At 56.0% G+C, this 25,955-nt stretch carries 23 protein-coding genes and 1 tRNA gene; 16 read left to right on the top strand and 8 right to left on the bottom strand.

Translation table 11 applies throughout. From position 1 onward, the window contains the following. Both fruK and fruB read right to left on the bottom strand, forming a co-directional pair. Positions 1 to 939, bottom strand: coding sequence for a 1-phosphofructokinase (fruK, locus tag SPG90_RS10630; protein ID WP_023312480.1), 939 nt, complete (start codon positions 937 to 939; stop codon positions 1 to 3). Continuing rightward, a complete protein-coding gene (gene fruB, locus SPG90_RS10635) occupies positions 939 to 2,069 on the bottom strand; it encodes a fused PTS fructose transporter subunit IIA/HPr protein (protein WP_322408126.1) in 1,131 nt (376 codons plus the stop codon). The genes fruK and fruB overlap by 1 nt, the downstream gene beginning before the upstream one ends. Positions 2,070 to 2,430: 361 nt before the next feature. Here fruB and setB point away from each other — a divergent pair, with 361 nt between their 5' ends. Next, a complete protein-coding gene (gene setB / locus SPG90_RS10640) occupies positions 2,431 to 3,612 on the top strand; it encodes a sugar efflux transporter SetB (RefSeq protein ID WP_045402820.1) in 1,182 nt (393 codons plus the stop codon). Here the strand turns inward: setB and SPG90_RS10645 are convergent. Continuing rightward, positions 3,609 to 3,863: a YkgJ family cysteine cluster protein gene (locus tag SPG90_RS10645; protein WP_023312483.1), complete on the bottom strand. Its 255-nt coding sequence runs from the start codon at positions 3,861 to 3,863 to the stop codon at positions 3,609 to 3,611. The genes setB and SPG90_RS10645 overlap by 4 nt on opposite strands. 164 nt (positions 3,864 to 4,027) lie before the next feature. Between SPG90_RS10645 and yeiP the strand changes: the two genes are divergently transcribed. Further along, the gene (gene yeiP, locus SPG90_RS10650) at positions 4,028 to 4,600 is read left to right on the top strand and encodes an elongation factor P-like protein YeiP (protein ID WP_008500940.1); all 573 of its coding nucleotides are present in this window, start codon (positions 4,028 to 4,030) and stop codon (positions 4,598 to 4,600) included. A 121-nt stretch (positions 4,601 to 4,721) separates the two neighbouring features. Here yeiP and uxuA read toward each other — a convergent pair whose 3' ends face one another. After that, positions 4,722 to 5,912 carry a mannonate dehydratase gene (uxuA, locus tag SPG90_RS10655; protein ID WP_248183808.1) on the bottom strand — a complete coding sequence of 397 codons (1,191 nt, stop codon included), beginning with the start codon at positions 5,910 to 5,912 and terminating at the stop codon, positions 4,722 to 4,724. A gap of 205 nt (positions 5,913 to 6,117) precedes the next feature. Here uxuA and SPG90_RS10660 point away from each other — a divergent pair, with 205 nt between their 5' ends. The 9 genes from SPG90_RS10660 (at position 6,118) to yejF (ending at position 17,714) form a co-directional block, all read left to right on the top strand. Next, positions 6,118 to 7,584: a fructuronate reductase gene (locus SPG90_RS10660; RefSeq protein WP_322408127.1), complete on the top strand. Its 1,467-nt coding sequence runs from the start codon at positions 6,118 to 6,120 to the stop codon at positions 7,582 to 7,584. 124 nt (positions 7,585 to 7,708) lie between these two features. Continuing rightward, positions 7,709 to 8,695, top strand: a complete 987-nt coding sequence (locus SPG90_RS10665) for a GTP-binding protein (protein ID WP_322408128.1) — start codon at positions 7,709 to 7,711, stop codon at positions 8,693 to 8,695. Positions 8,696 to 8,728: 33 nt separating this feature from the next. Further along, complete coding sequence (locus SPG90_RS10670; protein WP_322408129.1) at positions 8,729 to 9,430, top strand: phosphatase PAP2 family protein; 702 nt, start codon at positions 8,729 to 8,731, stop codon at positions 9,428 to 9,430. A 427-nt stretch (positions 9,431 to 9,857) separates the two neighbouring features. Beyond that, a complete protein-coding gene (gene mepS, locus SPG90_RS10675; RefSeq protein ID WP_008500946.1) occupies positions 9,858 to 10,427 on the top strand; it encodes a bifunctional murein DD-endopeptidase/murein LD-carboxypeptidase in 570 nt (189 codons plus the stop codon). 127 nt (positions 10,428 to 10,554) lie between these two features. Then, complete coding sequence (locus SPG90_RS10680; RefSeq protein WP_322408130.1) at positions 10,555 to 12,111, top strand: cyclic di-GMP phosphodiesterase; 1,557 nt, start codon at positions 10,555 to 10,557, stop codon at positions 12,109 to 12,111. Positions 12,112 to 12,185: 74 nt separating this feature from the next. Further along, positions 12,186 to 13,991 carry an extracellular solute-binding protein gene (locus tag SPG90_RS10685; RefSeq protein ID WP_322408131.1) on the top strand — a complete coding sequence of 602 codons (1,806 nt, stop codon included), beginning with the start codon at positions 12,186 to 12,188 and terminating at the stop codon, positions 13,989 to 13,991. Positions 13,992 to 14,000: 9 nt separating this feature from the next. Further along, on the top strand, positions 14,001 to 15,098 hold the full coding sequence (locus tag SPG90_RS10690; protein ID WP_322408132.1) for a microcin C ABC transporter permease YejB: 1,098 nt from the start codon (positions 14,001 to 14,003) through the stop codon (positions 15,096 to 15,098). Further along, positions 15,098 to 16,123, top strand: a complete 1,026-nt coding sequence (locus tag SPG90_RS10695) for an ABC transporter permease (RefSeq protein WP_045402798.1) — start codon at positions 15,098 to 15,100, stop codon at positions 16,121 to 16,123. The genes SPG90_RS10690 and SPG90_RS10695 overlap by 1 nt, the downstream gene beginning before the upstream one ends. Before the next feature lies 1 nt (position 16,124). Further along, positions 16,125 to 17,714: a microcin C ABC transporter ATP-binding protein YejF gene (yejF, locus tag SPG90_RS10700; protein ID WP_047174141.1), complete on the top strand. Its 1,590-nt coding sequence runs from the start codon at positions 16,125 to 16,127 to the stop codon at positions 17,712 to 17,714. A gap of 3 nt (positions 17,715 to 17,717) precedes the next feature. Here the strand turns inward: yejF and SPG90_RS10705 are convergent, their stop codons facing one another. The 3 genes from SPG90_RS10705 to rsuA form a co-directional block, all read right to left on the bottom strand. Next, the gene (locus SPG90_RS10705) at positions 17,718 to 18,062 is read right to left on the bottom strand and encodes a YejG family protein (RefSeq protein WP_045334337.1); all 345 of its coding nucleotides are present in this window, start codon (positions 18,060 to 18,062) and stop codon (positions 17,718 to 17,720) included. 279 nt (positions 18,063 to 18,341) lie between these two features. Beyond that, complete coding sequence (locus SPG90_RS10710; protein WP_008500953.1) at positions 18,342 to 19,538, bottom strand: Bcr/CflA family multidrug efflux MFS transporter; 1,197 nt, start codon at positions 19,536 to 19,538, stop codon at positions 18,342 to 18,344. Between the two features lie 15 nt (positions 19,539 to 19,553). Continuing rightward, on the bottom strand, positions 19,554 to 20,261 hold the full coding sequence (gene rsuA / locus SPG90_RS10715) for a 16S rRNA pseudouridine(516) synthase RsuA (protein ID WP_208763098.1): 708 nt from the start codon (positions 20,259 to 20,261) through the stop codon (positions 19,554 to 19,556). Between the two features lie 152 nt (positions 20,262 to 20,413). On the opposite strand from rsuA, the gene SPG90_RS10720 reads away from it, so the two are divergent. Both SPG90_RS10720 and rplY read left to right on the top strand, forming a co-directional pair. Then, complete coding sequence (locus SPG90_RS10720) at positions 20,414 to 22,174, top strand: DEAD/DEAH box helicase (RefSeq protein WP_322408133.1); 1,761 nt, start codon at positions 20,414 to 20,416, stop codon at positions 22,172 to 22,174. 125 nt (positions 22,175 to 22,299) lie between these two features. Continuing rightward, complete coding sequence (gene rplY, locus SPG90_RS10725) at positions 22,300 to 22,584, top strand: 50S ribosomal protein L25 (RefSeq protein ID WP_023312497.1); 285 nt, start codon at positions 22,300 to 22,302, stop codon at positions 22,582 to 22,584. A gap of 52 nt (positions 22,585 to 22,636) precedes the next feature. On the opposite strand, the gene yejK is transcribed toward rplY, so the two are convergent. Next, complete coding sequence (gene yejK, locus SPG90_RS10730) at positions 22,637 to 23,644, bottom strand: nucleoid-associated protein YejK (protein ID WP_021241524.1); 1,008 nt, start codon at positions 23,642 to 23,644, stop codon at positions 22,637 to 22,639. 134 nt (positions 23,645 to 23,778) lie between these two features. Here yejK and SPG90_RS10735 point away from each other — a divergent pair, with 134 nt between their 5' ends. The 3 genes from SPG90_RS10735 (at position 23,779) to SPG90_RS10745 (ending at position 25,935) form a co-directional block, all read left to right on the top strand. Further along, positions 23,779 to 24,006, top strand: a complete 228-nt coding sequence (locus SPG90_RS10735; protein WP_008500958.1) for a YejL family protein — start codon at positions 23,779 to 23,781, stop codon at positions 24,004 to 24,006. A gap of 19 nt (positions 24,007 to 24,025) precedes the next feature. After that, complete coding sequence (gene yejM / locus SPG90_RS10740) at positions 24,026 to 25,786, top strand: LPS biosynthesis-modulating metalloenzyme YejM (protein ID WP_322408134.1); 1,761 nt, start codon at positions 24,026 to 24,028, stop codon at positions 25,784 to 25,786. A gap of 72 nt (positions 25,787 to 25,858) precedes the next feature. Beyond that, positions 25,859 to 25,935, top strand: a tRNA-Pro gene (locus SPG90_RS10745). Positions 25,936 to 25,955: the final 20 nt, after the last annotated feature.

Consider the following 25,955-nt stretch of genomic DNA (forward strand, 5'->3'; position numbering starts at 1 on the left):
TTAGTTAAAAGGTTTTAAGTCAACGCGCGCCATCATCGCGGCTAACTGGGTACGATCGGTAATACCGACATTGCTCTGGCTTACGGCCAGGGCAGCAACGGCGGTGGCAAGACGTAAAGTATGTTCACTGGATTCACGCATCAGCAGACCATAAATCAGGCCGCCAACCATGGAATCCCCTGCGCCAACGGTGCTGACAACTTCCATTGACGGCGGTTTGGCGATCCATTCGCCAGACGCGTTAACCCACAGCGCGCCTTCTGCACCAAGAGAGATCACCACGTGAGCGATACCCTGCTCGCGCAGCGCATGGGCAGCGTCAATCACATCTTTTAATTCTGGCAGCTTACGACCCGCCCAGATCTCCAGCTCGCGGCGATTCGGCTTCACCAGCCACGGAGAGGCTTTCAGACCCGCAACCAGCGCGTCGCGGCTGCTGTCAAAAATGATGCACGGGCACTGGCTGCGCAGGCGCGTCATCCAGTCGGTAAACGCTTCCGGGCTGACGCCGGACGGCAGGCTGCCGCTGACGCAAACCATGTCAAACTGACCGAGCCAGGTCAGAGAGTCGTTAACAAAACGCTCCCAGTCCGACGGCGTCACTTCGAAGCCAGAGAAGTTCAGATCGGTCACTTCACCGTCTTTCTCCGTCAGCTTGACGTTGATGCGGGTACGGCCCTGAACAATCTGAAAACGGTTGGCAATGCCCAGCTCGCTGAACAGCTGCTGGAAACCATCCTGGTTATCTTTACCGAGGAATCCACCCACGGTGACGTCGATACCGAGATCCTTGAGCACTTTCGCGACGTTAATCCCTTTACCCGCAGCATGCAGGCCAGTGGTACGCACGAGGTTGACTTCGCCGCGCTCAATTTCCGGGCAAAATCCTACCAGGTCATAAGCCGGGTTCAGCGTAATAGTCGCAACACGTCTGCTCATTATGCGCCCTCCCCCAGACCCGCCGCGATGGCGTCGCCAATCGCTTTCAGCGCCTGTTCAGCATCGGCACCCTGCGCGGTGAAACGCAGACGATGTCCTTTCTTCACGCCCAGCGCGACAACTTTCATCAGACTACGGCCGTTGGCCGGTTTGCCCGTGCCGTCAAGATTCGCCACGGTGATCTCACTCTCGAATTGTTTAATGGTATTCACCAGCATGGTGCCCGGACGGGCATGCAGGCCGTGCTCGTTGCGTACCACGAACTCAGCGGTCTGCACGTCTTCGGTCGGCGCATCATCACTGGTCAGAAGTGCCAGCACGGTGGAGGCATCAGCGTTCAGCAGTTTTTCAGCTTTGTTGTTCAGCAGCAGATCGCCCAGACGCTTCAGCACGGAAACCGGCTGATCGTCGTTCATCGCCACGGTCACCAGCATGGCCGCACGCTCGCCTTCCACGTCAAACGCATTGGCCGCGCGGCTCACGGCGATAGCGCTGCGCAGGTTGCCTTCAGCACTGTCGTTCAGCCAGATACCCTGACCCAGATTCAACGGCTTATCGTTAATCACGCGCGTCACAAACGTGGCATCCGCCGCGCCGGCTTCTTTCAGACGACCCGCGTTCAGCGCCTGCAGCGTCACCAGATCGGAGGCAATCACGTCCAGCGTCAGCGTTTCATTATCCAGTTTCAGCGCTTCGCTCTGTTTTTCGCCCATTAGCAGGGCGCGCAGCTCTTCAGCTGTGGTAGCGGACTTGAGCTGCTCAGCCACGTCGTCATCGCTCAGGACATGCGTCAGCTGACGCAGCAGGCCTAAGTGTTCGTCGCTGCTGGCCGCGATACCGATAGCCACATACGCCACCTGACCGTCGCCCCAGAGCACGCCCTGCGGGAACTGAAAAACCTGAACGCCGGTTTTCAGCACCTGATCGCGGGTGTCGGTTGTACCGTGCGGAATGGCAATGCCATTGCCGAGGAAGGTTGAGGTCTGCTGCTCGCGGGCCAGCATGCCGTTTACATAGCCGTCCGCGACGTTACCCGCCTGCACAAGCGCAGCGGCAACCTGGCGAATAGCCTCTTCTTTATCCCCGGCCTGAGCGCCCGGGTGGATATCCTGAACAGATAACTGGAACATGGTTCTCCACTCCTGCTGAACTTGAATCGTTTCAGCTTTAATGAGAAAAAATGCGCTAGCCTGCTCCGTTTGTTAAAACAAGATAGCGCTGAAACGTTTCAAAAAGTCTTGCGCTTTCTGCAATGTCTTGCAAGTAAACTCGTATTTCTGATATCAGAATTTAGAGATACAGCACATTTCTTCTTCATTGAGCTGAATTTTGCTGAAGTTCAGCAAGTCAGTTTCAGCTAAGGTCAGCCGACGAGGATGCAAGATGAAATGCCATTTTGATTTTTCGTGGCATCATTGACCGCACCCACTGTTTATTTTTTAGCTGACGGCGTACACTCCGCCCCTCTCTGCTACTCGCTAATTATAAAACATGCATAACACCCCTGCGGCCGTCTCGCCGAAGCCCTTTGACTTGACCTCAGCGGCCTTCCTGATTGTTGCCTTTTTCACGGGCATTGCCGGCGCGTTACAGACGCCGACGCTGAGCTTATTTCTGACCAATGAGGTTCATGTTCGTCCGGCAATGGTCGGCTTCTTTTTTACCGGAAGCGCCATCATCGGCATCCTGGTCAGCCAGTTTCTGGCGGGACGATCCGACAGAAAAGGCGATCGTAAAAGCCTGATCGTTTTCTGCTGTCTGCTGGGGGTCATGGCCTGCGTTCTGTTCGCCTGGAACCGCAACTATTTCATTCTGCTCTTCGTCGGGGTATTCCTGAGCAGCTTTGGCTCAACGGCGAACCCTCAGCTGTTCGCCCTTGCCCGCGAACACGCCGACCATACTGGGCGTGAAGCGGTGATGTTCAGCTCTGTCCTGCGTGCTCAGGTGTCGCTGGCGTGGGTGATTGGTCCGCCGCTGGCCTACGCGCTGGCGATGGGTTTTGGCTTTACGGTGATGTACCTGAGCGCGGCAGTCGCGTTTGTGGCGTGCGGCGCGCTGGTGTGGTTCTTCCTGCCGTCCATGCGCAAAGAGCCGAAGGTGGCAACGGGCGTGCTGGAAGCGCCGCGCCGTAACCGCCGCGATGCCTTGCTCCTGTTCGCGATCTGCACGCTGATGTGGGGCACCAACAGCCTGTATATCATCAATATGCCGCTGTTTATTATTAATGAACTGCACCTGTCGGAGAAGCTAGCGGGCATCATGATGGGCACCGCGGCCGGGCTTGAGATCCCGACGATGCTCATTGCGGGCTATTACGCAAAGCGCTTCGGAAAGCGTTTTTTAATGCGCATCGCCGCCGTCGCCGGTCTGCTGTTCTATATCGGTATGCTGACGGTAAATACGCCGGGGCTGTTGCTGGCTTTACAGCTGCTGAACGCCATCTATATTGGCATTCTCGCCGGGATAGGTATGCTCTATTTTCAGGATCTGATGCCGGGCCAGGCAGGCTCTGCCACCACGCTTTATACTAATACCACCCGCGTGGGCTGGATTATCGCGGGCTCAATGGCCGGTGTCGTTGCAGAAATCTGGAACTATCACACGGTGTTCTGGATTGCGCTGTTGATGTGTACCCTGACGATCGGCTGTCTGGCGAGAATTAAAGACGTTTAGGGCGCGGTGAGCGCTTCCAGCTCAAGAAGGTACGTCATCGCCTGCCCTCGCGTGCTGCCACACATTTCGGCAGTGGGCTGAAGCCCGGAGCACACTTTCGGGCGCAGCGGTGAGCCAAAGATCATGCACAGGTTCGTTTCCGAGAGCTGAACGCAGCGGGTATTGGCAGGCTTGCCCTCCGGCATTCCTGGAATGGGGCTTGAAATGGACGGTGCAGTACAGCACGCGCCACAATCGGGACGGCAATCCATAAATGCTCTCTTTCGCTGACGATCGCCCGCGCAGTCGGGCATCGCGCGCACAGTAACACCTTTTGCGTATTGATAGCAAAAGCCACGAATTCCTCTTGCCTGAAAGGCCGCGCGCGAGTAATTTGGCGCGATATTTTTTACCTCCCGTAAACAGGATTACTGCAATGCCAAGAGCGAACGAAATAAAGAAAGGTATGGTGCTGAATTACAACGGCAAACTGCTGATTGTGAAAGATATCGACATTCAGGCACCCAGCGCCCGTGGTGCAGCAACGCTGTACAAAATGCGTTTCGCCGATGTGCGTACCGGCCTGAAGGTGGAAGAGCGCTTTAAAGGTGACGATATCGTCGATACCGTGACCCTGACCCGTCGCTACGTTGATTTCTCCTACATTGACGGCAACGAATACGTGTTCATGGATAAAGAAGACTACACCCCGTACATCTTCACCAAAGATCAGATTGAAGAAGAGCTGCTGTTCATCCCTGAAGGCGGCATGCCTGACATGCAGGTCCTGACCTGGGACGGCGTGCTGCTGGCGCTGGAGCTGCCCCAGACCGTCGATCTGGAAATCGTTGAAACCGCACCTGGCATCAAAGGCGCATCCGCAAGTGCCCGCAACAAACCGGCTACCCTGACGACCGGCCTGGTTGTGCAGGTGCCGGAATACCTCTCCGCTGGCGAGAAAATCCGCATCCATATCGAAGAAAAACGCTATATGGGTCGCGCCGACTGATTGCGGCGTTTTTCGGGTGGCGGCTTCGCCTTGCCCGACCAACAAAAACACAAAAACCGGCTTTCAGGCCGGTTTTTTTTTTTGTAGGCCCGGTAAGCTTAGCGCCACCGGGCAACAGCGCTTACAGAAGCTCCGGATACTTCGTCATCTTCAGCGCCAGCTCGACGCCGCGCACTTCCGCCATCCCTTTAAGACGGCCAATCGCCGAATAGCCTGGGTTGGTTTTCTTACGCAGATCGTCCAGCATCTGGTGGCCGTGATCAGGACGGAACGGAATAGGACGCACATCGCCAATCTGCTTGCGACGCGCCTCTTCCGCCAGAATGGCGTCTACCACCGCCACCATATTCACATCGCCGCCCAGGTGCGCCGCCTCGTGGAAGGTTTTTGGGTTCTCCTCGCGGCAGGTCGCACGCAAGTGCGTGAAATGAATGCGATCGCCAAAGGTTTCAATCATCCGCACCAGGTCGTTATCCGCCCGCACGCCGTAGGAGCCGGTACACATGGTGAAGCCGTTATAGATGCTGTTTACCGTCTCTTTCAGCCACTGCATATCTTCAATTGTGGAAACAATGCGCGGCAGGCCGAGGATAGGACGCGGCGGATCGTCCGGATGCACGGCGAGGCGTACACCTGCCTCTTCAGCAACCGGCACGATAGCGCGCAGGAAATACGCCATGTTTTCACGCAGCTGCTGCTTATCAATATCGCCGTATTCCGCCAGGCGCGCGCGGAACTGATCCAGGGTATACCCCTCTTCAGCTCCCGGCAGGCCCGCAATGATATTACGGGTCAGCTTTTCGATGTCTGCGTCACTGGCGGCGTTAAACCACGCAAGCGCCTGCTGCTGCTCTTCCGCAGTGTAATCCGCTTCGGCACCGGGACGTTTCAGAATGTGCAGCTCAAACGCCGCGAAGGCGATCTGGTCGAAACGCAGCGCTTTCGAGCCGTCCGGCATCTGATATTCAAGATCGGTACGCGTCCAGTCGAGGATGGGCATGAAGTTATAGCAAACCGTATCAATGCCGCAGGCCGCCAGGTTGCGAATGCTTTGCTGATAGTTAGCAATCCAGGTCTGGTACTCCCCGGAATGGGTTTTGATGTCTTCGTGAACCGGGATGCTCTCTACCACAGACCAGGTTAACCCCTTCTCCGCCAGCAGCGCCTGACGCTGTTGAATTTCTTCAACCGGCCATACCTGACCGTTAGGAATATGATGCAGCGCCGTGACGACACCCGTTGCGCCAGCCTGGCGCACATCATCAAGAGAAACCGGATCGTTCGGCCCGTACCAACGCCAGGTTTGTTCCATTGCCTCACCCTCTAAAGTTGTTATACCAATATGCGTTACTGCAATGACGACTACCATACATGTTTGCCGCCAGGGGTCAATATACCGTCTCACATTGATTGATCAAACTCACAGAACGGGGATATTTACGGCTCACCAATTTTATTTGCTGTCATATAACTTTACACTGGCATTGTTAATTAATGGTTAATCAGGTGTGTATCTCATGAAGACAATTGCCTCCACCGCCCTTCCTGCCCGGGTTCAGCAACCTCGCTACGATCGCGCGCAATTACGCTCACGCATCGTCCATTTTGGCTTTGGCGCGTTCCACCGTGCGCACCAGGCATTGTTAACAAATCGGGTGCTGAATGAAAAAGGCGGCGACTGGGGTATTTGTGAGATTAGCCTCTTCAGCGGCGACGTGCTGATGAGCCAGCTGCGCGCGCAGGATCACCTGTTCACCGTGCTGGAGAAAGGGGCAGAAGGCAATGAGGCGATTATCGTCGGTGCCGTCCATGAATGCCTGAACGCAAAGCTGGACTCTCTGCCCGCCATTATTGAGAAATTTTGCGAGCCTCAGGTCGCTATTGTGTCGCTCACCATCACGGAGAAAGGCTATTGCATCGATCCCGCGACCGGGAAACTCGATCTGCACAACGCCCGGATAATCCATGACCTAGAAAACCCCTCAGAGCCACATTCCGCACCCGGGATCCTGGTCGAAGCGCTCCACCGCCGCCGCGAGCGCGGCTTGCCTGCGTTTACCGTGCTCTCCTGCGACAATATCCCTGATAACGGGCACGTGGTGAAAAACGCGGTGCTGGGCATGGCGCAAAAGCGTTCCGCAGCGCTTTCTGAATGGATTGACAGCCACGTGAGCTTTCCGGGGACGATGGTCGACAGAATTGTGCCCGCCGCGACGGAGGCCTCGCTGGCGGAAATCACCGACGCGCTCGGCGTTGAAGATCCGTGCGCCATCAGCTGTGAACCGTTTATTCAGTGGGTGGTGGAAGATAATTTTGTCGCCGGCCGTCCGGAGTGGGAAGTAGCGGGCGTTCAGATGGTGCTGGATGTTCTGCCCTGGGAGCAGATGAAATTGCGCATGCTAAACGGCAGCCACTCTTTCCTGGCGTATCTGGGATACCTCGCGGGCTACGCCCATATTAATGAATGCATGGAGGACGCTGCGTTCCGCGAAGCCGCCCGTCGGCTGATGCTGGACGAACAGGCGCCGACGTTACGCATTAAGGATGTCGACCTCACCGCCTACGCAGATAGCCTGCTGGAGCGCTTTGCCAACCCGGCACTCCAGCATCGGACCTGGCAAATCGCGATGGACGGTAGCCAGAAGCTGCCCCAGAGAATGCTTGACGGGATCCGCGTTCATCTTGAGCGAAATACACCGTGGTCGCTGCTGGCCCTGGGCGTGGCCGGCTGGATACGCTACGTCAGCGGTACCGACGACCATGGCAATGCGATTGACGTTCGCGATCCCCTCAGCGATAAAATCCGCGCCATCGTTGACGCCAGCAGCGATACCGACCGCGTTAACGCGCTGCTGGGGCTGAGCGAGGTCTTTGGTCACGATCTCGCGCAAAACAGCGCGTTTGTGGAGGCTGTCAGCCAGGCATACCAGCGCATCACCCGCCACGGCGCGCGTCAGGCTGTTATCGAAACGTTAAATGTTTAACGATTATTGCGCTTAACGCGAACGGATGAGATCTCCGTTCGCCCTTCCCCTTCTCACCGGTCACGTTTTTCGCCAGGATAGAGAGAATAGTGTTATAGCATCACCATTCTCATCTGGAGCGCATGTGACCAAAACCAACCTCATCACCGGTTTTCTCGGCAGCGGTAAAACCACCTCAATTCTCCACCTGCTGGCAAATAAAGATCCGGCCGAGAAATGGGCCGTGCTGGTCAATGAATTTGGCGAGGTGGGCATTGACGGCGCGTTGCTGTCATCCAGCGGCGCGATGATTAAAGAGATCCCCGGCGGATGCATGTGCTGCGTCAATGGCCTGCCGATGCAGGTCGGGCTCAATACGCTGCTGCGTCAGGGCAAACCTGACCGCCTGCTGATTGAACCCACCGGGCTGGGTCACCCCAAGCAGATCCTCGATTTACTCACCGCCCCGGTTTACGAGCCGTGGATCGATCTGCGCGCCACCCTGTGCCTGCTCGATCCGCGTCAGCTTCTGGATGACAAGGCGGTGGCCAATGAGAATTTCCGCGATCAGCTCGCCTCGGCTGACGTTATTGTCGCGAATAAAGCAGATCGCGCCACGCCTGAAAGCCAGGCCGCGCTGGACGCATGGTGGCAACATTTCGGCGGCAACCGCACGCGGGTGCAGGCCACACAGGGGAATATTGATAGCGCCCTGCTTGACCTTCCTCGTCTGAATCTCATCGAGCTGCCTGCCAGCGCGGATCATTCGCACAGTCATCCGGTTAAGCAGGGTTTAGCCGCTCTCAGCCTGCCGGAACATCAGCGCTGGCGTCGTAACCTGAACAGCGGCCAGGGATATCAGGCCTGCGGATGGATATTTGATGCTGAAACCGTTTTTGACACCATTGGGATCCTGGAGTGGGCCCGACTTGCTCCCGTCGATCGCGTGAAAGGGATCATGCGCACCCCAGACGGGCTGGTAAGGATCAACCGTCAGGGTGACGATTTCTTTATTGAAACGCAGAATGTGGCGCCGCCTGACAGCCGAATAGAGTTAATTAGTGCGGTTAACGCCGACTGGAATGCCCTCCAGTCCAGCCTGTTGAGGATTCGTTTAAGTTCGGGCGGCTAACGTTGCCCCAGTTTTCACTCTATGCAGAACGTTATGACAACTCGATTTCCCCTGATATTACTGCTTAATGTCGCCGGTCTGGCGCTTTTCTTCTCCTGGTATATCCCGGCGGATCATGGTTTCTGGTTCCCGCTGGATTCTGCCATTTTTCACTTCTTCAACCAGGAGCTGGTGAAGAGCAACGCGTTCCTGTGGCTGGTGGCAATTACCAACAATCGCGCCTTCGACGGCTTCTCGCTGCTGGCCATGGGCTGCCTGATGCTCTCTTTCTGGCTGAAAGAGGATAAAGCCGGGCGTCGGCGTATTCTCACTATCGGTCTGGTAATGCTGCTGTTTGCCGTCGCCATTAACCAGCTGGCAACCGCGATTATTCCGGTTAAGCGCTCAAGCCCAACGCTATTCTTCACCGATATTTATCGCGTCAGCGAACTGCTGCATATTCCAACAAAAGATGCGTCGAAAGACAGTTTCCCCGGCGATCACGGTATGATGCTGCTTATTTTTTCCGCCATTATGCTTCGCTATTTTGGCAGAAAAGCCTTTGCCATAGCCCTGATTATTTTTGTGGTTTTTGCCTTCCCGCGCGTAATGATTGGCGCTCACTGGTTTACCGATATTGCCGTCGGTTCGCTCTCCGTGGCGCTGATTGCGCTGCCGTGGTGTTTAATGACCCCACTGAGCGACAGGATAATAGCGCTGTTCGATCGCTATCTTCCCGGCAGGGCGCAACAATAATTAAACAAATAACTAACCTAAATTAACGTGAGCTATCAGGGATCGACATGATCCCTGATAGCGTTCTCGCCGCGATCGTTTCTCACTGTCATATTCCTGTCATCACATTCATGATAAAAATGAATCAATTACGCGATTACGCGGCGGATCTGCCGGTATTTTGAGCATTTCCATGTTTTTACTTTCTGTATCACATTTTCTTATAAAAAAAAGGCTTTTTTTACTCGCATTACCCCAGGCAATCGGTTAATCTCGAACTCGTTTTGCCCCATAGAGATAATTATTTCAATGGCAAATAATTTTGTGCGCTGAGCCACAAATGTGACCAGAAAGAATTGTCTCAATGTGAACAGATAATTAGTCTCGTCACGTTTGGCATTTTTATAACGATATTTGTCGTTAAGGACTTCAAGGGATAATAAACAAAATGGTCAAATCTCAACCGTTTCTGAGATATATCTTACGGGGGATCCCGGCGATAGCAGTCGCGGTACTGTTGTCTGCATGTAGTACATCTAACACCGCAAAGAATATGCATCCTGAGACGCGTGTTGTGGGAATGGAAGATTCCTCGTCACTGCAAGCCTCTCAGGATGAATTTGAAAATATGGTACGTAATCTGGACGTGAAGTCCCGCATTATGGACCAGTATGCTGACTGGAAAGGCGTGCGCTATCGTCTTGGCGGCAGCACAAAAACAGGTATTGATTGTTCCGGTTTTGTACAGCGTACGTTCCGTGAGCAATTTGGGTTAGATCTTCCTCGTTCAACCTATGAACAGCAGGAGATGGGCAAGTCGATTTCACGTACTAAACTGCGCACCGGTGATTTAGTCCTGTTCCGTGCCGGTTCTACAGGTCGACATGTTGGCATCTACATTGGTAATGACCAGTTTGTACATGCCTCCACCAGTAGCGGTGTGACCATTTCCAGCATGAATGAACCGTACTGGAAGAAGCGCTACAACGAAGCACGCCGCGTACTGACCCGCAGTTAATATGACTATTGTATCGTTGGTTATCCCTTGGCTGGCGATATGATGAAAAAAAGCACTGCTTCGGCAGTGTTTTTTTTTGCCCGTTACACTGAATACATCCAGCGGCATTTCAGGAATCACGACGTCTATGTTCACCCGCTATTTCTCCAGCAATCGCAAAATACTGATCCTCAGCATCATCACAGGCCTGATCGCCGCCCTGCTCCTGGGTTCGTTGCAATTTTTCTGGAGCTACCACAAGCGGGAAGTCAAATTCGACACCCTGATCCACGATGTGAGCATCTATATGAAGAGCTATTTCGATGAGTTAAAAAATTCTATCGATGTGCTCCAGCCGCTCACGTTAAACAGCTGTCACGACGTCAATCAGGAACTTACCTCGCGCGCTGCCTTTAGCGTTAACGTTCGCGCATTTCTGCTGGTCAGAGACAAAATGGCGTTCTGCTCTTCTGCCACGGGGCCGATGAATGTCCCCATGGAGGAGCTGATCCCCGAGCTGCACATCGACAAACAGATTGATATGGCGTTACTTCCAGGCACCCCAATGTTGCCCAACAAGCCAGCGATTGCCATCTGGTACCGTAACCCGCTAGTGAAGGACGGCGGCGTCTTTACCTCGGTGAATCTCAATCTGACGCCTTACCTGCTCTACACCGCTCGCCAGGACGAATTTGCCGGTATTGCCATCATTATTGGCGATCATGCGTTGTCAACGCGGTCCAGCACGCTGGTGCTTGCGCATGATCTACATGAAGCGCCGGCCCGTACCGCGACGCTGAAAGACGTTCCCCTGACCATCAACCTGTATGCGGACGCATGGACCAGCGATGAAATCCTCTACGCGCTGTTCTTTGGGCTGGTATGCGGCATTTGTGCCGGATCGCTCAACTACTATATCCTCAGCATTCGCCTCAATCCGGGTAAAGAGATTTTAAGCGCGATTAAGCGCGGTCAGTTTTATGTGGTTTATCAGCCCGTCGTCGATGCTAAATCGCTCCAGATGACCGGGCTTGAAGTGCTGATGCGCTGGAAACACCCGACGATGGGGGAAATTCCGCCGGACGCGTTTATCAACTTTGCCGAAGCGCAGAAGCTGATTGTCCCGCTGACGCTGCATCTCTTTGATCTTATCATTCACGATGCGCCAGTGTTACAAACCCTGTTACCTCCGGGGGCAAAGGTGGGCATCAACATTGCGCCGGGGCATCTGCATGCAGAAAGCTTCAAAGACGATATGCGCACCTTTAAAGCGTTACTGCCGCCGGATTACTTCCAGATCGTACTGGAAATTACCGAGCGCGACATGCTCAATCATCGGGAAGCCAACAGCCTTTTCGAATGGCTACACAACGAAGGGTTTGAAATCGCCATTGATGATTTTGGCACCGGCCACAGCGCGCTGATTTATCTTGAGCATTTCACCATGGACTACCTCAAAATCGACCGCGGTTTTGTTAATGCAATTGGCACTGAGACCGTGACGTCGCCGGTGCTGGATGCCGTCCTGACGCTGGCAAGACGACTGAATATGTCGACCGTCGCTGAAGGGGTGGAAACGCCGGAACAGGCCGCCTGGCTACGCGAACACGGTGTTAATTTCCTGCAGGGATACTGGATTAGCCGCCCGATGCCGCTGGCGCAGTTCCGCGAATGGCGGCCTGATATTTCGCCCGGGGGTGATTAATTTCACATTGCCCGTGACGTCACTTATTATTCAGCTTAACCGAGTCGGACTGTAAAAGAGGGAGCCGCCGCGAGATGCTTATGCGCTTCATGTTGCTGATGTTGGCACTAACGAGCCTGTCCAGCCAGGCGCAAGCCATCAAAGAAAATATCGCCTTCGCGGTGATTGGCGAGCCGAAATATGCGGTCAATTTTACGCACTTCGATTACGTTAACCCTGCCGCGCCGAAGGGCGGAAAGGTCACGCTTTCCGCCACGGGAACATTCGACAACTTCAACCGCTTCGCCCTGCGCGGCGTGGCGGCCGCGCGAACGGAATCGCTTTACGATACGCTCTTCGTCACCTCGGATGATGAGCCCGGCAGCTACTATCCGCTTATTGCCGAGAACGTGCGTTACGCCGATAACTTCGCCTGGGCGGAGATCTCCCTTAACCCTCGAGCTCGTTTTCATGACGGTACGCCGGTTAAGACCAGCGACGTTGCGTTCACCTTTCATAAATTTATGACCGAAGGCGTTCCCCAGTTCCGCATCGTGTATAAAGGCGCGTCGGTCAGAGCCATTGCGCCGCTTACCGTGCGCATCGAGCTGAGCGAACCAAATAAAGAGAACATGCTCAGCCTGTTCTCGCTGCCGGTGATGCCGGAATCGTTCTGGAAAAACCACAAGCTGAGCGACCCGCTTTCCACGCCTCCTCTGGCTGGCGGCCCCTACCGCATCACCGACTGGCGCATGGGGCAATATGTCGTCTATTCCCGCGTCAAAGACTACTGGGCAGCCAATCTGCCGGTAAACCGCGGACGCTGGAACTTCGACACCCTTCGCTATGATTACTACCTTGACGATAACGTGGCGTTTGAAGCGTTCAAAGCGGGGGCCTTCGATTTGCGGGTCGAGAGCAGCGCCAAAAACTGGGCGACCCGCTATATCGGCAAAAATTTCGCCAAAGGCTATATCGTCAAAGACGAGCATAAAAATGAGTCTGCGCAAGACACGCGATGGCTGGCGTTTAATATTCAGCGTCCGGTATTTAATGACCGCCGGGTGCGTGAGGCCATCTCCCTGGCCTTTGATTTTGAGTGGATGAACAAAGCGCTGTTTTACGGGGCTTACAGCCGCGCCAACAGCTATTTCCAGAACACGGAATATGCCGCGCGCGATTACCCGAAAGCCGACGAGTTGATTCTGCTGGCCCCCCTTAAAGCAGAGGTACCGCCAGAGGTGTTTACAACGGTGTTTCAGCCGCCTGCTTCAAACGGTGACGGCTACGACCGCGACAATCTGCTCAAAGCCAGCAAGCTGCTGGATGACGCGGGCTGGCATCTGAAGAATCAAAAACGTGTTGATGCCAAAACGGGAAAGCCTCTCAGCTTTGAGCTGCTGCTCTCGTCCGGGGGCAACGACCAGTGGGTGCTGCCGTTTAAGCACAATCTTGAGCGGCTGGGCGTGACCATGAACATTCGCCAGGTGGATAACGCGCAGATCACCAGCCGTATGCGCAGCCGTGATTACGACATGATGCAGCGCCTGTGGCCCGCCCAACCATGGCCCAGCTCGGACCTGCAAATCTCCTGGGCCTCCAGCTACATCGACTCCTCGTACAATGCGCCGGGGGTAAAAAGCCCGGCGATTGACGCGCTGATTGCGAAAATCGTGGCGGCGCAGGGGGATAAAGAAAAGCTCCTGCCGCTCGGGCGCGCCCTCGACAGGGTCTTAACCTGGAACTACTACATGCTGCCGATGTGGTATATGGGCGAAGATCGCCTTGCGCGCTGGGATAAGTTCTCCGTGCCTGCCGTGCGCCCTGTCTACTCCCTGGGCTTTGATACCTGGTGGTATGACGTTAACAAAGCCGCCAGACTTCCCGCTGAGCGGCGATAAGGAATCATCATGGTTGCCTATCTTATCCGTCGTCTTCTGCTGGTCATCCCCACCCTGTGGGCCATCATCACGATTAACTTTTTTATCGTGCAAATTGCTCCCGGCGGCCCGGTCGATCAGGCGATTGCCGCCATTGAATTTGGCAACAGCGGCGGCATGCCCGGCGGCGGCGGCGGTGAAGGCATGGGCGCAAGCCATGCGCGAACCGGCGTAGGGAATATCAGTGAAAGCCATTATCGCGGCGGACGCGGGCTGGATCCGGAGGTGATCGCCGAGATCACCCACCGCTACGGCTTTGACAAACCGATTCACGAGCGCTATTTCAAGATGCTCTGGGATTACATCCGCTTTGATTTTGGCGACAGCCTGTTTCGCAGTGCGTCAGTATTAACGTTGATTAAGCAAAGCCTGCCGGTTTCGATAACGCTGGGGCTGTGGGGAACGCTGATTATCTATCTGGTCTCTATACCGCTCGGGATCCGAAAAGCGGTGTATAACGGCAGCCGGTTTGATATCTGGAGCAGCACGTTCATCATTATCGGCTACGCCATCCCGGCGTTTCTGTTTGCCGTCCTGCTGATTGTCTTTTTTGCCGGGGGGAGTTATTTCGACCTCTTCCCGCTGCGGGGGCTGGTCTCCGCCGATTTCAGCTCCCTGCCGTGGTATCAGAAAATCACTGACTATCTCTGGCATATCACGCTGCCGGTGCTGGCCACGGTCATCGGCGGGTTCGCGGCCCTGACCATGTTGACCAAAAACGCCTTTCTCGATGAAATTCGTAAACAGTACGTCGTCACGGCCCGCGCCAAGGGCGTGAGCGAGAAGCAGATCATGTGGAAACACGTGTTCCGCAACGCCATGCTGCTGGTGATCGCCGGATTTCCGGCCACGTTCATCGGCATGTTTTTTACCGGCTCGCTGCTGATAGAGGTGATGTTCTCGCTCAACGGCCTGGGGCTGCTGGGCTATGAAGCTACCGTGTCGCGCGACTATCCGGTGATGTTTGGCACACTCTATATTTTCACCCTGATTGGCCTGCTGCTGAATATCATCAGTGATATCAGCTATACGCTGGTCGATCCCCGAATCGATTTTGAGGGCCGCTGATGTCGCGTTTAAGCCCCGTCAACCAGGCCCGCTGGGCCCGCTTTCGCCACAACCGCCGCGGCTACTGGTCGCTGTGGATTTTTGCCGTGCTGTTTGCCTTAAGCATGTGTTCGGAGCTGATCGCCAACGACAAGCCGTTGCTGGTGCATTTTAACGACCGCTGGTACGTGCCGGTTATCGCCAACTACAGCGAAAGCGACTTCGGCGGCCCGTTTGCAACACCGGCGGAGTATCAGGATCCGTGGCTTCGCCAGCAGATCGAACAGCACGGCTGGGCGCTCTGGGCGCCGGTGCGCTTTGGCGCCAACAGCATTAACTTTTCCACCACGACGCCGTTCCCTTCCCCGCCCTCCGCGCAAAACTGGCTGGGAACGGATGCTAACGGCGGCGACGTGCTGGCGCGCATCCTGTACGGCACGCGAATCTCGCTTCTCTTTGGGCTGATGCTGACAATATTCTCCAGCGTAATGGGCGTCGTGGCGGGCGCCGTTCAGGGCTACTACGGCGGGAAAATTGATCTGTGGGGCCAGCGGGTGATTGAAGTCTGGTCAGGCATGCCAACGCTGTTCCTGATCATCCTGCTTTCCAGCGTGGTGCAGCCCGGCTTCTGGTGGCTGTTAGGCATCACCGTCCTGTTCGGCTGGATGGCGCTGGTGGGCGTGGTGCGCGCGGAGTTCCTGCGTACCCGCAATTTCGACTACATTCGCGCCGCGCAGGCGCTTGGCGTGAGCGACCGGGGGATTATCTTCCGCCACATGCTGCCCAACGCGGTAGTGGCAACGCTCACCTTCCTGCCGTTTATTCTGTGCAGCTCGATCACCACCCTCACCTCACTGGATTTTCTTGGTTTCGGGCTACCGCTGGGTTCCCCGTCGCTCGGCGAACTGCTGCTGCAGGGTAAAAACAACCTGCAGGCGCCGTGGTTAGGCATCGCCGCCTTTCTTTCCGTGGCCGTGCTGCTGTCGCTGCTGATTTTTATTGGCGAAGCCGTGCGCGATGCCTTCGATCCGAACAAGGCGGTATAAAATGACCCAGCCTCTTCTCAATATTGATAACCTGTCGATTGCTTTTTCCAAGCAGGGCGAGACGCGCACCGTGGTCACCGACCTGTCGCTGAAGATCCAGACCGGTGAAACGCTGGCCCTGGTGGGCGAGTCGGGTTCAGGCAAGAGCGTTTCGGCACTCTCTATCCTGCGCCTGTTGCCGTCCCCGCCGGTGAGCTACCCGCAAGGGGATATTCTGTTTCACGGCAGCTCGCTGCTGCATGCCGACGAACATACCCTGCGCGGTATTCGCGGCAACAAAATCGCCATGATCTTCCAGGAGCCGATGGTTTCACTTAACCCTCTGCACAGCCTCGAAAAACAGCTTTATGAAGTGCTCTCCCTGCACCGAGGGATGCGCAAAGAGGCCGCGCGGGGAGAAATTCTGGATTGTCTTGAACGCACAGGCATACGCAATGCGCCCAAACGGCTGAATGATTTTCCGCATCAGCTCTCCGGCGGCGAACGCCAGCGCGTGATGATCGCCATGGCACTGCTCACGCGACCCGAGCTGTTGATTGCCGACGAGCCTACAACGGCGCTGGACGTGACGGTACAGGCGCAAATATTGACGCTGCTGCGGGAGCTGCGTGACGAGCTGAACATGAGCCTGCTGTTTATAACGCACAACCTGAGCATTGTGAGAAAGCTGGCCGACAGCGTCGCGGTGATGCAAAACGGACGCTGTGTTGAACAGAATACGGCGTCCGCGCTGCTGAGTGCCCCACAGCACCCCTATACGCAGCGCCTGCTCGACAGCGAACCCTCCGGCGACCCGATTCCTCTCGATGCGGACAGCACGCCGCTGCTGCGCGTTGAGGATCTGTCCGTCTCGTTCCCGATCCGCAAAGGTATTTTGCGACGCATCGTCGACCAGAATCCGGTGCTGAAACACATCCGCTTCTCGCTGCGCCCGGGAGAATCTCTGGGGCTGGTGGGTGAATCCGGTTCGGGCAAAAGCACCACCGGTCTGGCGCTGCTGCGCTTAATTGCCTCGCAGGGCGAGATCCTCTTTGACGATATGCCGCTGCACCGCTGGAACCGCCGCCAGATGCTGCCCGTGCGGCCCCGCATGCAGGTGGTGTTTCAGGATCCCAACTCCTCGCTTAATCCACGGCTCAGCGTGTTACAGATTATCGAAGAGGGTCTGCGCGTACATCAACCCGGCCTGAACGCTCAGCAGCGAGAGCAGGAAGTTATGCGGGTGATGGCCGAAGTGGGCTTAGATGCCGGGACGCGCCACCGCTATCCGGCTGAATTCTCCGGCGGGCAGCGCCAGCGTATCGCCATTGCCCGCGCGCTGATCCTGAAGCCGGAGCTGATTATTCTGGATGAACCGACGTCGTCGCTGGACAGAACCGTTCAGGCGCAGATCCTGGCCCTGCTGAAAGGGCTGCAGGAAAAGCACAGGCTGGCCTATATCTTTATCAGCCACGATCTTCAGGTGGTGCGGGCGCTATGCCATCAGGTGATTGTGTTGCGACAGGGAGAAGTGGTCGAGCAGGGTGAGTGCCAGCGCGTATTTAGCGCGCCAACGCAGCGCTACACGCGCCAGCTGTTGTCGGCAGACTAGCGGTCAGAACGGGTACTGGCCGGAGAAAGGCTCCGCGATGGCAACGCCAAAATTCTTCAGACGGCAGGTGGCGGCAAACTCGTCCTGGCTCTTCACAAACAGGCACGGCTCACCTTCACACTCCAGCACGGAGCTGTCCACTTCGATATCCGTCAGGGCCTGACTGAGACGCTCCATCACCCGCCATGCATTTTCGTCGCTCGGGCTCAGCAGCTTGAGTGCCACAAGGCAGTTTTCACAGCCCGCGACGTTTTGCGGAATCGGTTCAACTTTCGAACCTGCAAAACCCGTCGACCAGCGATAGCTCTGGGGCAAGCGATGGACAATGGAGAGTTGTAATGTATTCACGTTCGTTCCCCGGAAGCAAAATTTACTTCACAATTTATTTACATTTATAGTAACACATCATCGCCAGCCTGCACTATTCAGCGCTTTTTTATCCGTTTCCTGGCTCGCGTCGGCGCTATATGTACCCGTTTCTGCGATCTAACTCAACCTTTTTGAATACAATGATGTGACTTTTTACACAAATAGATTTTACATAAAATAAACAAACACGGAATAAACGAACGGGGGTTTGGTTGATATGCATCAACAAAAAAGGCCCTGCCGGGCCTTCTCTGTGTTTTAGTGGGCCGCTTTTCGCGGTCGACTGGCGTAAAGATAGAAGAGTATCGAGCTGGTTGCGCAAAAAGCCATCGCCCACAGCATGGGCCATGCCGTCGTAAAGGTGGCCATCGAAAGCAACGCGCCAACGATAGCGCCGATGCCGAAGCGGAACGTCCCTGCCAGAGATGATGCGGTCCCCGCCATGTGCGGGAACTCATCCAGGATCACCGCCATCGCATTGGATGACACCATCGACACGCAGCCGACAAAAGCCGCCACGCCGACCACCAGCGCCCAGAAGCCCACGCCCAGAAACGCGCTCACCACCAGCCAGATCGCCATCACAAACTGTATCCACAGCCCGGCGCGGAACATGTTCAGAGCCCCCACCCGCCGGACAAAGCGGCTGTTGATGATGGTCATGATGAACAGGAAGACGATGTTAAGCGCAAAGTAATAGCCGAAGTGCTGCGGCGAAACGTGGTTCAGTTCGATGTAGACAAACGGCCCGGCGCTCAGGAAGGAGAACATTCCGGCGAAGCTGAACCCGCTTGCCAGCATATAGCTGAGCACGCGCTTGTGGCGAAACAGCGAGGCAAAGTTGCCGATGGTGGTACGGATGTGGAATTTCTGACGGCGCTCGACGGGAAGCGTTTCATCAATAAAGAAGAAAATCATCGCGGAGGCCAGCAGCGCGGCCAGGGCCAGGATCCAGAAAATCACATGCCAGCTAAACCACACCAGCACCGCACCACCGGCCATCGGGGCCACCAGCGGCGCAATCGTCGTCACCAGCATGACAAACGACATCATGCGGGAGAACTCTTCTTTCGGGTAGATATCGCGCATCAGGGCGTTAATCACCACGCTTGCCGCTGCCGCCGCCAGACCGTGGAAGAAGCGCATGATAATCAGATGATCGATGGTCTGCGCCAGCGCACAGGCCACCGCTGCGGCTGCAAAGACCAGCGTCCCGCCCAGAATAACGGGCTTGCGTCCAAGGCTGTCCGCCATCGGGCCATAAAACAGCTGGCCGAGGGCAAAGCCGAGAATATAGGTGCTGAGCGTCATCTGCGCGCTGCCCGCCGGGACGCCAAACTGTGCAGAAATCACCGGCAGCGCAGGCAGGTACATATCAATAGACAGCGGCATCAGCATGGCCAGCAGGCCAAGAATGAAGACGATTTTGAACGACGAGTGTGGCCTGGTGGTCACAGAGTTCTCCTGAAATTAGTGCGAAGGCAGACCGACGCTGGCGATCTCTTCTTCCGTTAACGGGCGATATTCGCCTGGCGCCAGCTCGGGATCGAGTTCGATCGCACCAATCCGCTCACGATGCAGGCCAACAACGTGGTTCCCCACCGCGGCAAACATACGTTTCACCTGATGGTAGCGCCCCTCGCTGATGGTCAGGCGGACCTCCGTCGGGGTGATGACTTCGAGCACCGCCGGTTTGGTCAGATCTTTTTCATTATGCAGCTGAACGCCTTTCGCGAAGTGCTCTGCCGTGTCATCCGACACCGGCGACTCCAGCGTCACGAGGTAGGTTTTCTCGCAGTGGTGTCGTGGAGAGGTGATGCGGTGCGACCACTGCCCGTCGTCGGTCATCAGCACCAGACCGGTGGTGTCGATGTCGAGGCGGCCTGCGGCATGCAGCTTGTGCGCCACCGGTTCGTCGAGGAAATAGAGCACCGTCGGGTGATCCGGATCGTCCGTTGAGCAGACGTAGCCTTCCGGCTTATTGAGCATGAAGTAGCGCGGACCGTGCTGCTGGGTCAGAGGATTGCCGTCATACTCCACCTGATGGTCAGGTTGCAGTTTGAACGCGCTGTCTCTCACAATGTCGCCATCCACGGTAACGCGGCTGGCGCGAATTTCGCGCCCGGCAATAGCGCGGCTTACGCCGAGTTGCTGAGCGATAAACTTATCAAGTCGCATGAAATCTTTTTAGCCTTAATGGTGCAGGAAGTCGGACAACAGGTCCGATAAAAGAAGCAGTCTGGAACGGTTCAGTATAATGGTCTGGTTGCGCCACTCAAGGGAAAAAGTTTCGTGGCATACTATGTGCGGAATAACGAAACCGAGACCCCATGACTTTTACACTTCGTCCCTATCAGCAGGAAGCCGTTGACGCCACCCTCGCCTGGTTCCGTAAACATCGCGAGCCGGCGGCGATTGTGCTCCCGACCGGCGCAGGCAAAAGCCTGGTCATTGCCGAACTGGCGCGTCTGGCCCGCGGCCGCGTGCTGGTGCTGGCGCACGTTAAAGAGCTCGTCGCGCAAAACCATGCCAAGTATTGTGCGCTTGGGCTGGAAGCCGATATTTTCGCCGCCGGGCTAAAGCGTAAAGAGAGCCACGGCAAAGTGGTGTTTGGCAGCGTGCAGTCGGTGGCGCGCAATCTGGACCTGTTTCGCAACGAATTTTCGCTGCTGATCGTCGACGAGTGTCACCGCATCAGCGATGACGACGACAGCCAGTACCAGCAAATCCTGGCTCACCTGAAAGCGGTGAATCCTCACCTGCGCCTGCTGGGCCTGACGGCAACCCCGTTTCGTCTGGGTAAAGGCTGGATCTATCGTTACCATTATCACGGCATGGTGCGCGGCGATGACAAGGCCCTGTTTAGCGACTGCATCTACGAGCTTCCGCTGCGCTACATGATCAAACATGGCTACCTGACGCCGCCTGAACGGCTGGATATGCCGGTGGTGCAGTACGATTTCAGCCGCCTGCAGGCGCAGAGCAACGGGTTATTCAGCGAAGCGGATCTTAACCAGGAGCTGAAAAAGCAGAAGCGCATCACGCCGCATATCATCAGCCAGATTGAGGAGTTTGCCGCGACGCGCAAAGGGGTGATGATTTTTGCCGCCACCGTTGAGCACGCGCGAGAAATCACCGGATTACTGCCCCCCGGCGACGCGGCGCTCATCACCGGCGAGACGCCCGGCCCGGAGCGCGACCGCCTGATTGAGGCCTTTAAAGCCCAGCGGTTCCGCTATCTGGTTAACGTGTCGGTATTGACCACCGGCTTTGACGCCCCGCACGTCGACCTGATCGCCATTTTGCGCCCGACCGAATCGGTCAGTCTGTATCAGCAGATTGTTGGCCGCGGCCTGCGTCTGGCCCCGGGAAAAACCGACTGCCTGATTCTGGATTATGCCGGTAACCCGCACGATCTCTATACGCCTGAGGTCGGCGCGCCAAAAGGGAAAAGCGACAACGTGCCCGTGCAGGTCTTTTGCCCTGCCTGCGGGTTTGCCAACACCTTCTGGGGAAAAACCACCGCCGACGGTACGCTGATCGAACACTTTGGCCGCCGCTGTCAGGGCTGGTTTGAAGATGATGACGGGCATCGCGAGCAGTGCGATTTCCGCTTCCGGTTCAAAAACTGCCCGCAGTGCAACGCCGAAAACGACATTGCCGCCCGCCGCTGCCGGGAATGCGACGCGGTGCTGGTTGACCCGGACGACATGCTGAAAGCGGCGCTAAAGCTGAAAGATGCCCTGGTGCTGCGCTGTTCCGGCATGGCGCTGCAGCCCGGCGCCGATGAAAAAGGCGAGTGGTTGAAAATCACCTATTACGACGAAGACGGGGCGGACGTCAGCGAGCGCTTCCGGGTTCAGACGCCTGCCCAGCGAATGGCCTTCGAACAGCTGTTTATCCGCCCGCATACCCGCACGCCGGGCGTGCCCCTGCGCTGGATCACCGTGGCCGATATCGTGCGCCAGCAGATGCTATTGCGCCATCCGGATTTTGTCGTCGCCCGTAAGAAAGGCCAGTTCTGGCAGGTGCGCGAGAAGCTCTTTGACTACGAAGGTCGCTTCCGTCGCGCCAACGAATTGCGAGGTTAGCGGGACTTTTCATTGATGTGAGGGGCATTTGAGTATAAAATGCCGCCCGCTTCACATCCGTGAGGCAGAACACTCACCTGCTGCTGGGTCGCCTGTAGTAGGGTTTTAAATACAGAGAGAAATCAATGTTCACTATCGAAGCAGAAGTACGTAACGTGCAGGGTAAGGGTGCGAGCCGCCGCCTGCGTAACGCTAACAAGTTCCCGGCTATCGTTTACGGTGGCGAAGCTGCTCCAGTTGCAATCGAACTGGATCACGACAAACTGTGGAACCTGCAGACCAAAGCTGAATTCTACAGCGAAGTTCTGACCATCGTTGTTGGCGGTAAAGAAGAAAAAGTGAAAGTTCAGGCTGTTCAGCGTCACGCGTTCAAGCCAAAACTGACTCACATCGACTTCGTTCGCGCGTAATCGCAAACTCGTCGAAAAAAAACCCCGCTTCTGCGGGGTTTTTTTATGGCTGTTATTTCCCACCCGAGGTGCGGCGCTGAAGCTGATCGCGCAGGTTCGGCGGCGTACCTTTAATGGTCAGCGTATCGGTGGCCGGATCCCAAAAGATGCGTTCACCCAGCAACATCGCGTCAAAGTTGATGGTTAACCCACCGCCGCTGCCGGCAAACTTGGTTAACTGACGCAGCGTACTGCGATCGGCCGGGAAGCTCTCTTCAAGCTCATAGCCTTTCTCCGCGGTGAATTCCTGGAAGCTGACTTCGCTGACGCCCGCCAGCTCTTTTGACAGGGACTCCAGCTCGATCTCCTCCCCTGCCTGCAGCTGTTCGTTGCAGTAGCTGTAGACCTGCTGACGCACGGTCTGGCGCTCAGATTTATCGAGCTGCGCTTCAGCCGTGAAGTCGTCAACCGCCTGGAGCAGCCCTTTGTTCTGCGCCTTGGCGTTAAGACCTTCGCTGGCACCGAGGAAATCCATAAAGAAATCCGCCACTTTGCGGCCCACGCGCCCCTTCAGGAATGTCAGGTAGCGGGTCGACTCCGGGTTGGTTTCCCATTCGGTCAAATCAATACGCGCCACGATATCCGCATGGTTAATGTCCAGATAGTGCGTCGAGCTGATATCCAGCTGCTCGTTCACGCGCATGCTGCTTAAGTTATTCAGCACGGTAACCAGCAGATACTCGACCGCCAGGTAGCGATAGTGGCAGAACAGCACGATCCCGCCGTCGGCGAACGGATATTTCGCCAGTTCGTCGCGCAGACGCCCGGTTGCGGCACGGCTAAACGCCAGGAAATCCTCTTCGCCCTGACGCTGCAGGCGCAGACTATCGGCCAGTTCACTCTCTTCGTTGAACAGGCCATAGGCTTTATTTTTGGCGCTATAGACGCGATGCAGCTCTGCCATCATCTCCACCACGGTCGCCGTGGGTTCCAGTAACGAATCGCGCAGCACCACTTCAAGGGTTTGCTCATCACGCTTGATAAGCTGGTGCAAGGCAATCTGGTTGATTTCCAGACTCATGATAAACTCTCCTTTTAGACCGGGCGGTATTCAACCACCACCAGGACATGTGTGCAACAACAGATAAAAAAGGGGAAAAAAAGCTGTTGCTACGGTAATATGTTGCCCTTTCATCAACAAACTGATTTTGATTTATGCCACAACATTCCCGCTACAGTGATGAACACGTTGAACAACTGCTCAGTGAGCTGGTCAACGTACTGGAAAAACATAAAACGCCGACCGATCTCTCCCTGATGGTTTTGGGAAATATGGTCACCAACCTGATTAACACCAGCGTTGCTCCGGCTCAGCGTCAGGCGATCGCAAAATCGTTCGCCCAGGCTTTACAGTCGTCCGTCAGCAACGACCCGGCCCATTAAGGGATACGAACAACAGTTTATGGTGACGAATCGTCAGCGCTACCGTGAAAAAGTCTCCCAGATGGTCAGCTGGGGGCACTGGTTTGCCCTGTTCAACATTCTGCTGGCGACGGTCATTGGCTGTCGTTATCTGTTTGTCGCAGACTGGCCAACAACGCTAACCGGGCGTATCTACTCCTGGATGAGCGTTGTGGGTCACTTTAGCTTTTTGGTTTTCGCCACCTATCTGCTGATCCTGTTCCCCCTGACGTTTATCGTCATGTCGCAGCGTCTGATGAGGTTCTTGTCCGCCATCCTTGCGACGGTCGGGATGACGCTGCTGCTTATCGACAGTGAAGTGTTCACCCGCTTCCACCTGCACCTCAACCCCATCGTCTGGGAACTGGTGATTAACCCCGACCAGAACGAAACGGCCCGTGACTGGCAGCTGATGTTTATCAGCGTCCCGGTGATCCTGTTGATTGAGATGCTGTTCGCTACCTGGAGCTGGCAAAAGCTCCGCAGCCTGACCCGGCGACGCCATTATGCGAAGCCCGTCGCCGCGCTCTTTTTCGTCTCCTTTATCAGTTCGCACATCATGTATATCTGGGCGGATGCGAACTTCTATCGCCCTATTACCATGCAGCGCGCGAACCTGCCGCTCTCGTACCCGATGACGGCCCGTCGCTTCCTCGAGAAACACGGCCTGCTAGATGCGCAGGAGTACCAGCGCCGTCTTATCGAGCAGGGTAACCCGGAAGCCGTCAGCGTTCAGTATCCTCTGAGCGACCTGAACTACCGCGATATGGGGCGCGGGCAAAACGTCCTGCTGATCACCGTCGATGGCCTGAACTATTCCCGTTTCGAGAAGCAGATGCCGGCGCTGACCGCTTTCGCGAGTCAAAACGTCTCGTTTACTCAGCATATGAGCTCCGGTAACACCGCCGATGCGGGCATCTTTGGCCTCTTCTATGGCATTTCAGCTGGCTACATGGACGGCGTACTGTCTACCCGCACACCTGCGGCGCTGATCACCGGGCTGAATCAGCAAGGCTATCAGTTAGGGTTGTTCTCCTCCGATGGCTTTAACAGCCCGCTCTACCGCCAGGCGCTGCTGTCCGATTTCTCACTGCCGACGGCGCAAAAACAGTCCGACGCGCAGACCGCCAGCCAATGGATAAACTGGCTGCAGCGTTACGCCCAGGAAGATAACCGCTGGTTCTCATGGGTTGCCTTTAACGGCACAACGCTTGCTGACAGCAATAAGAGTGACTTTGCGCGCCGCTACGGTCGCGCGGCTGGCGATGTTGATGCGCAGATAGGCCGCGTGCTTGATGCGCTTCGCGAGTCGGGCAAGCTGGACAATACCGTGGTGATCGTGACCGCGGGCCATGGCGTGCCTTTAGGTGACGAGACGAAGAGTATGAGCTGGTCTCGCCCGAATCTGCAGGTTCCGCTGGTGATCCACTGGCCAGGCACACCGGCGCAGCGCATCAATATGCTCACCGAGCATAAAGATGTGATGACAACCCTGATGCAACGCCTGCTGCACGTCAGCACGCCAGCAAACGAGTATTCGCAGGGGCAGGATCTCTTCAGCGCCGCGCGCCGCCACAGCTGGGTGACGGCAGCGGGGAATAATACGCTGGTGGTGACCACGCCGAAGCTGACGCTGGTGCTGAACAGCAACGGGAATTATCAGACGTATAATCTGCAGGGTGAACGGCTGAAAGATCAGAAACCGCAGCTGAGCCTGCTGCTTCAGGTCCTGACGGATGAGAAGCGCTTCATCGCTAACTGATTAATAATAAACCAGTTAGCGACAGATTCCCTTGCATTCAAAACGGAATCGAGTAGTATTCTTTTTATGCGTCGGCACGTAGCGCAGCCTGGTAGCGCACCGTCATGGGGTGTCGGGGGTCGGAGGTTCAAATCCTCTCGTGCCGACCAAAAACACACTGAAAACCAGC

The sequence above is a fragment of the Enterobacter sp. D2 genome (assembly GCF_034427575.1).
Lineage (GTDB): Bacteria > Pseudomonadota > Gammaproteobacteria > Enterobacterales > Enterobacteriaceae > Enterobacter > Enterobacter cloacae_M.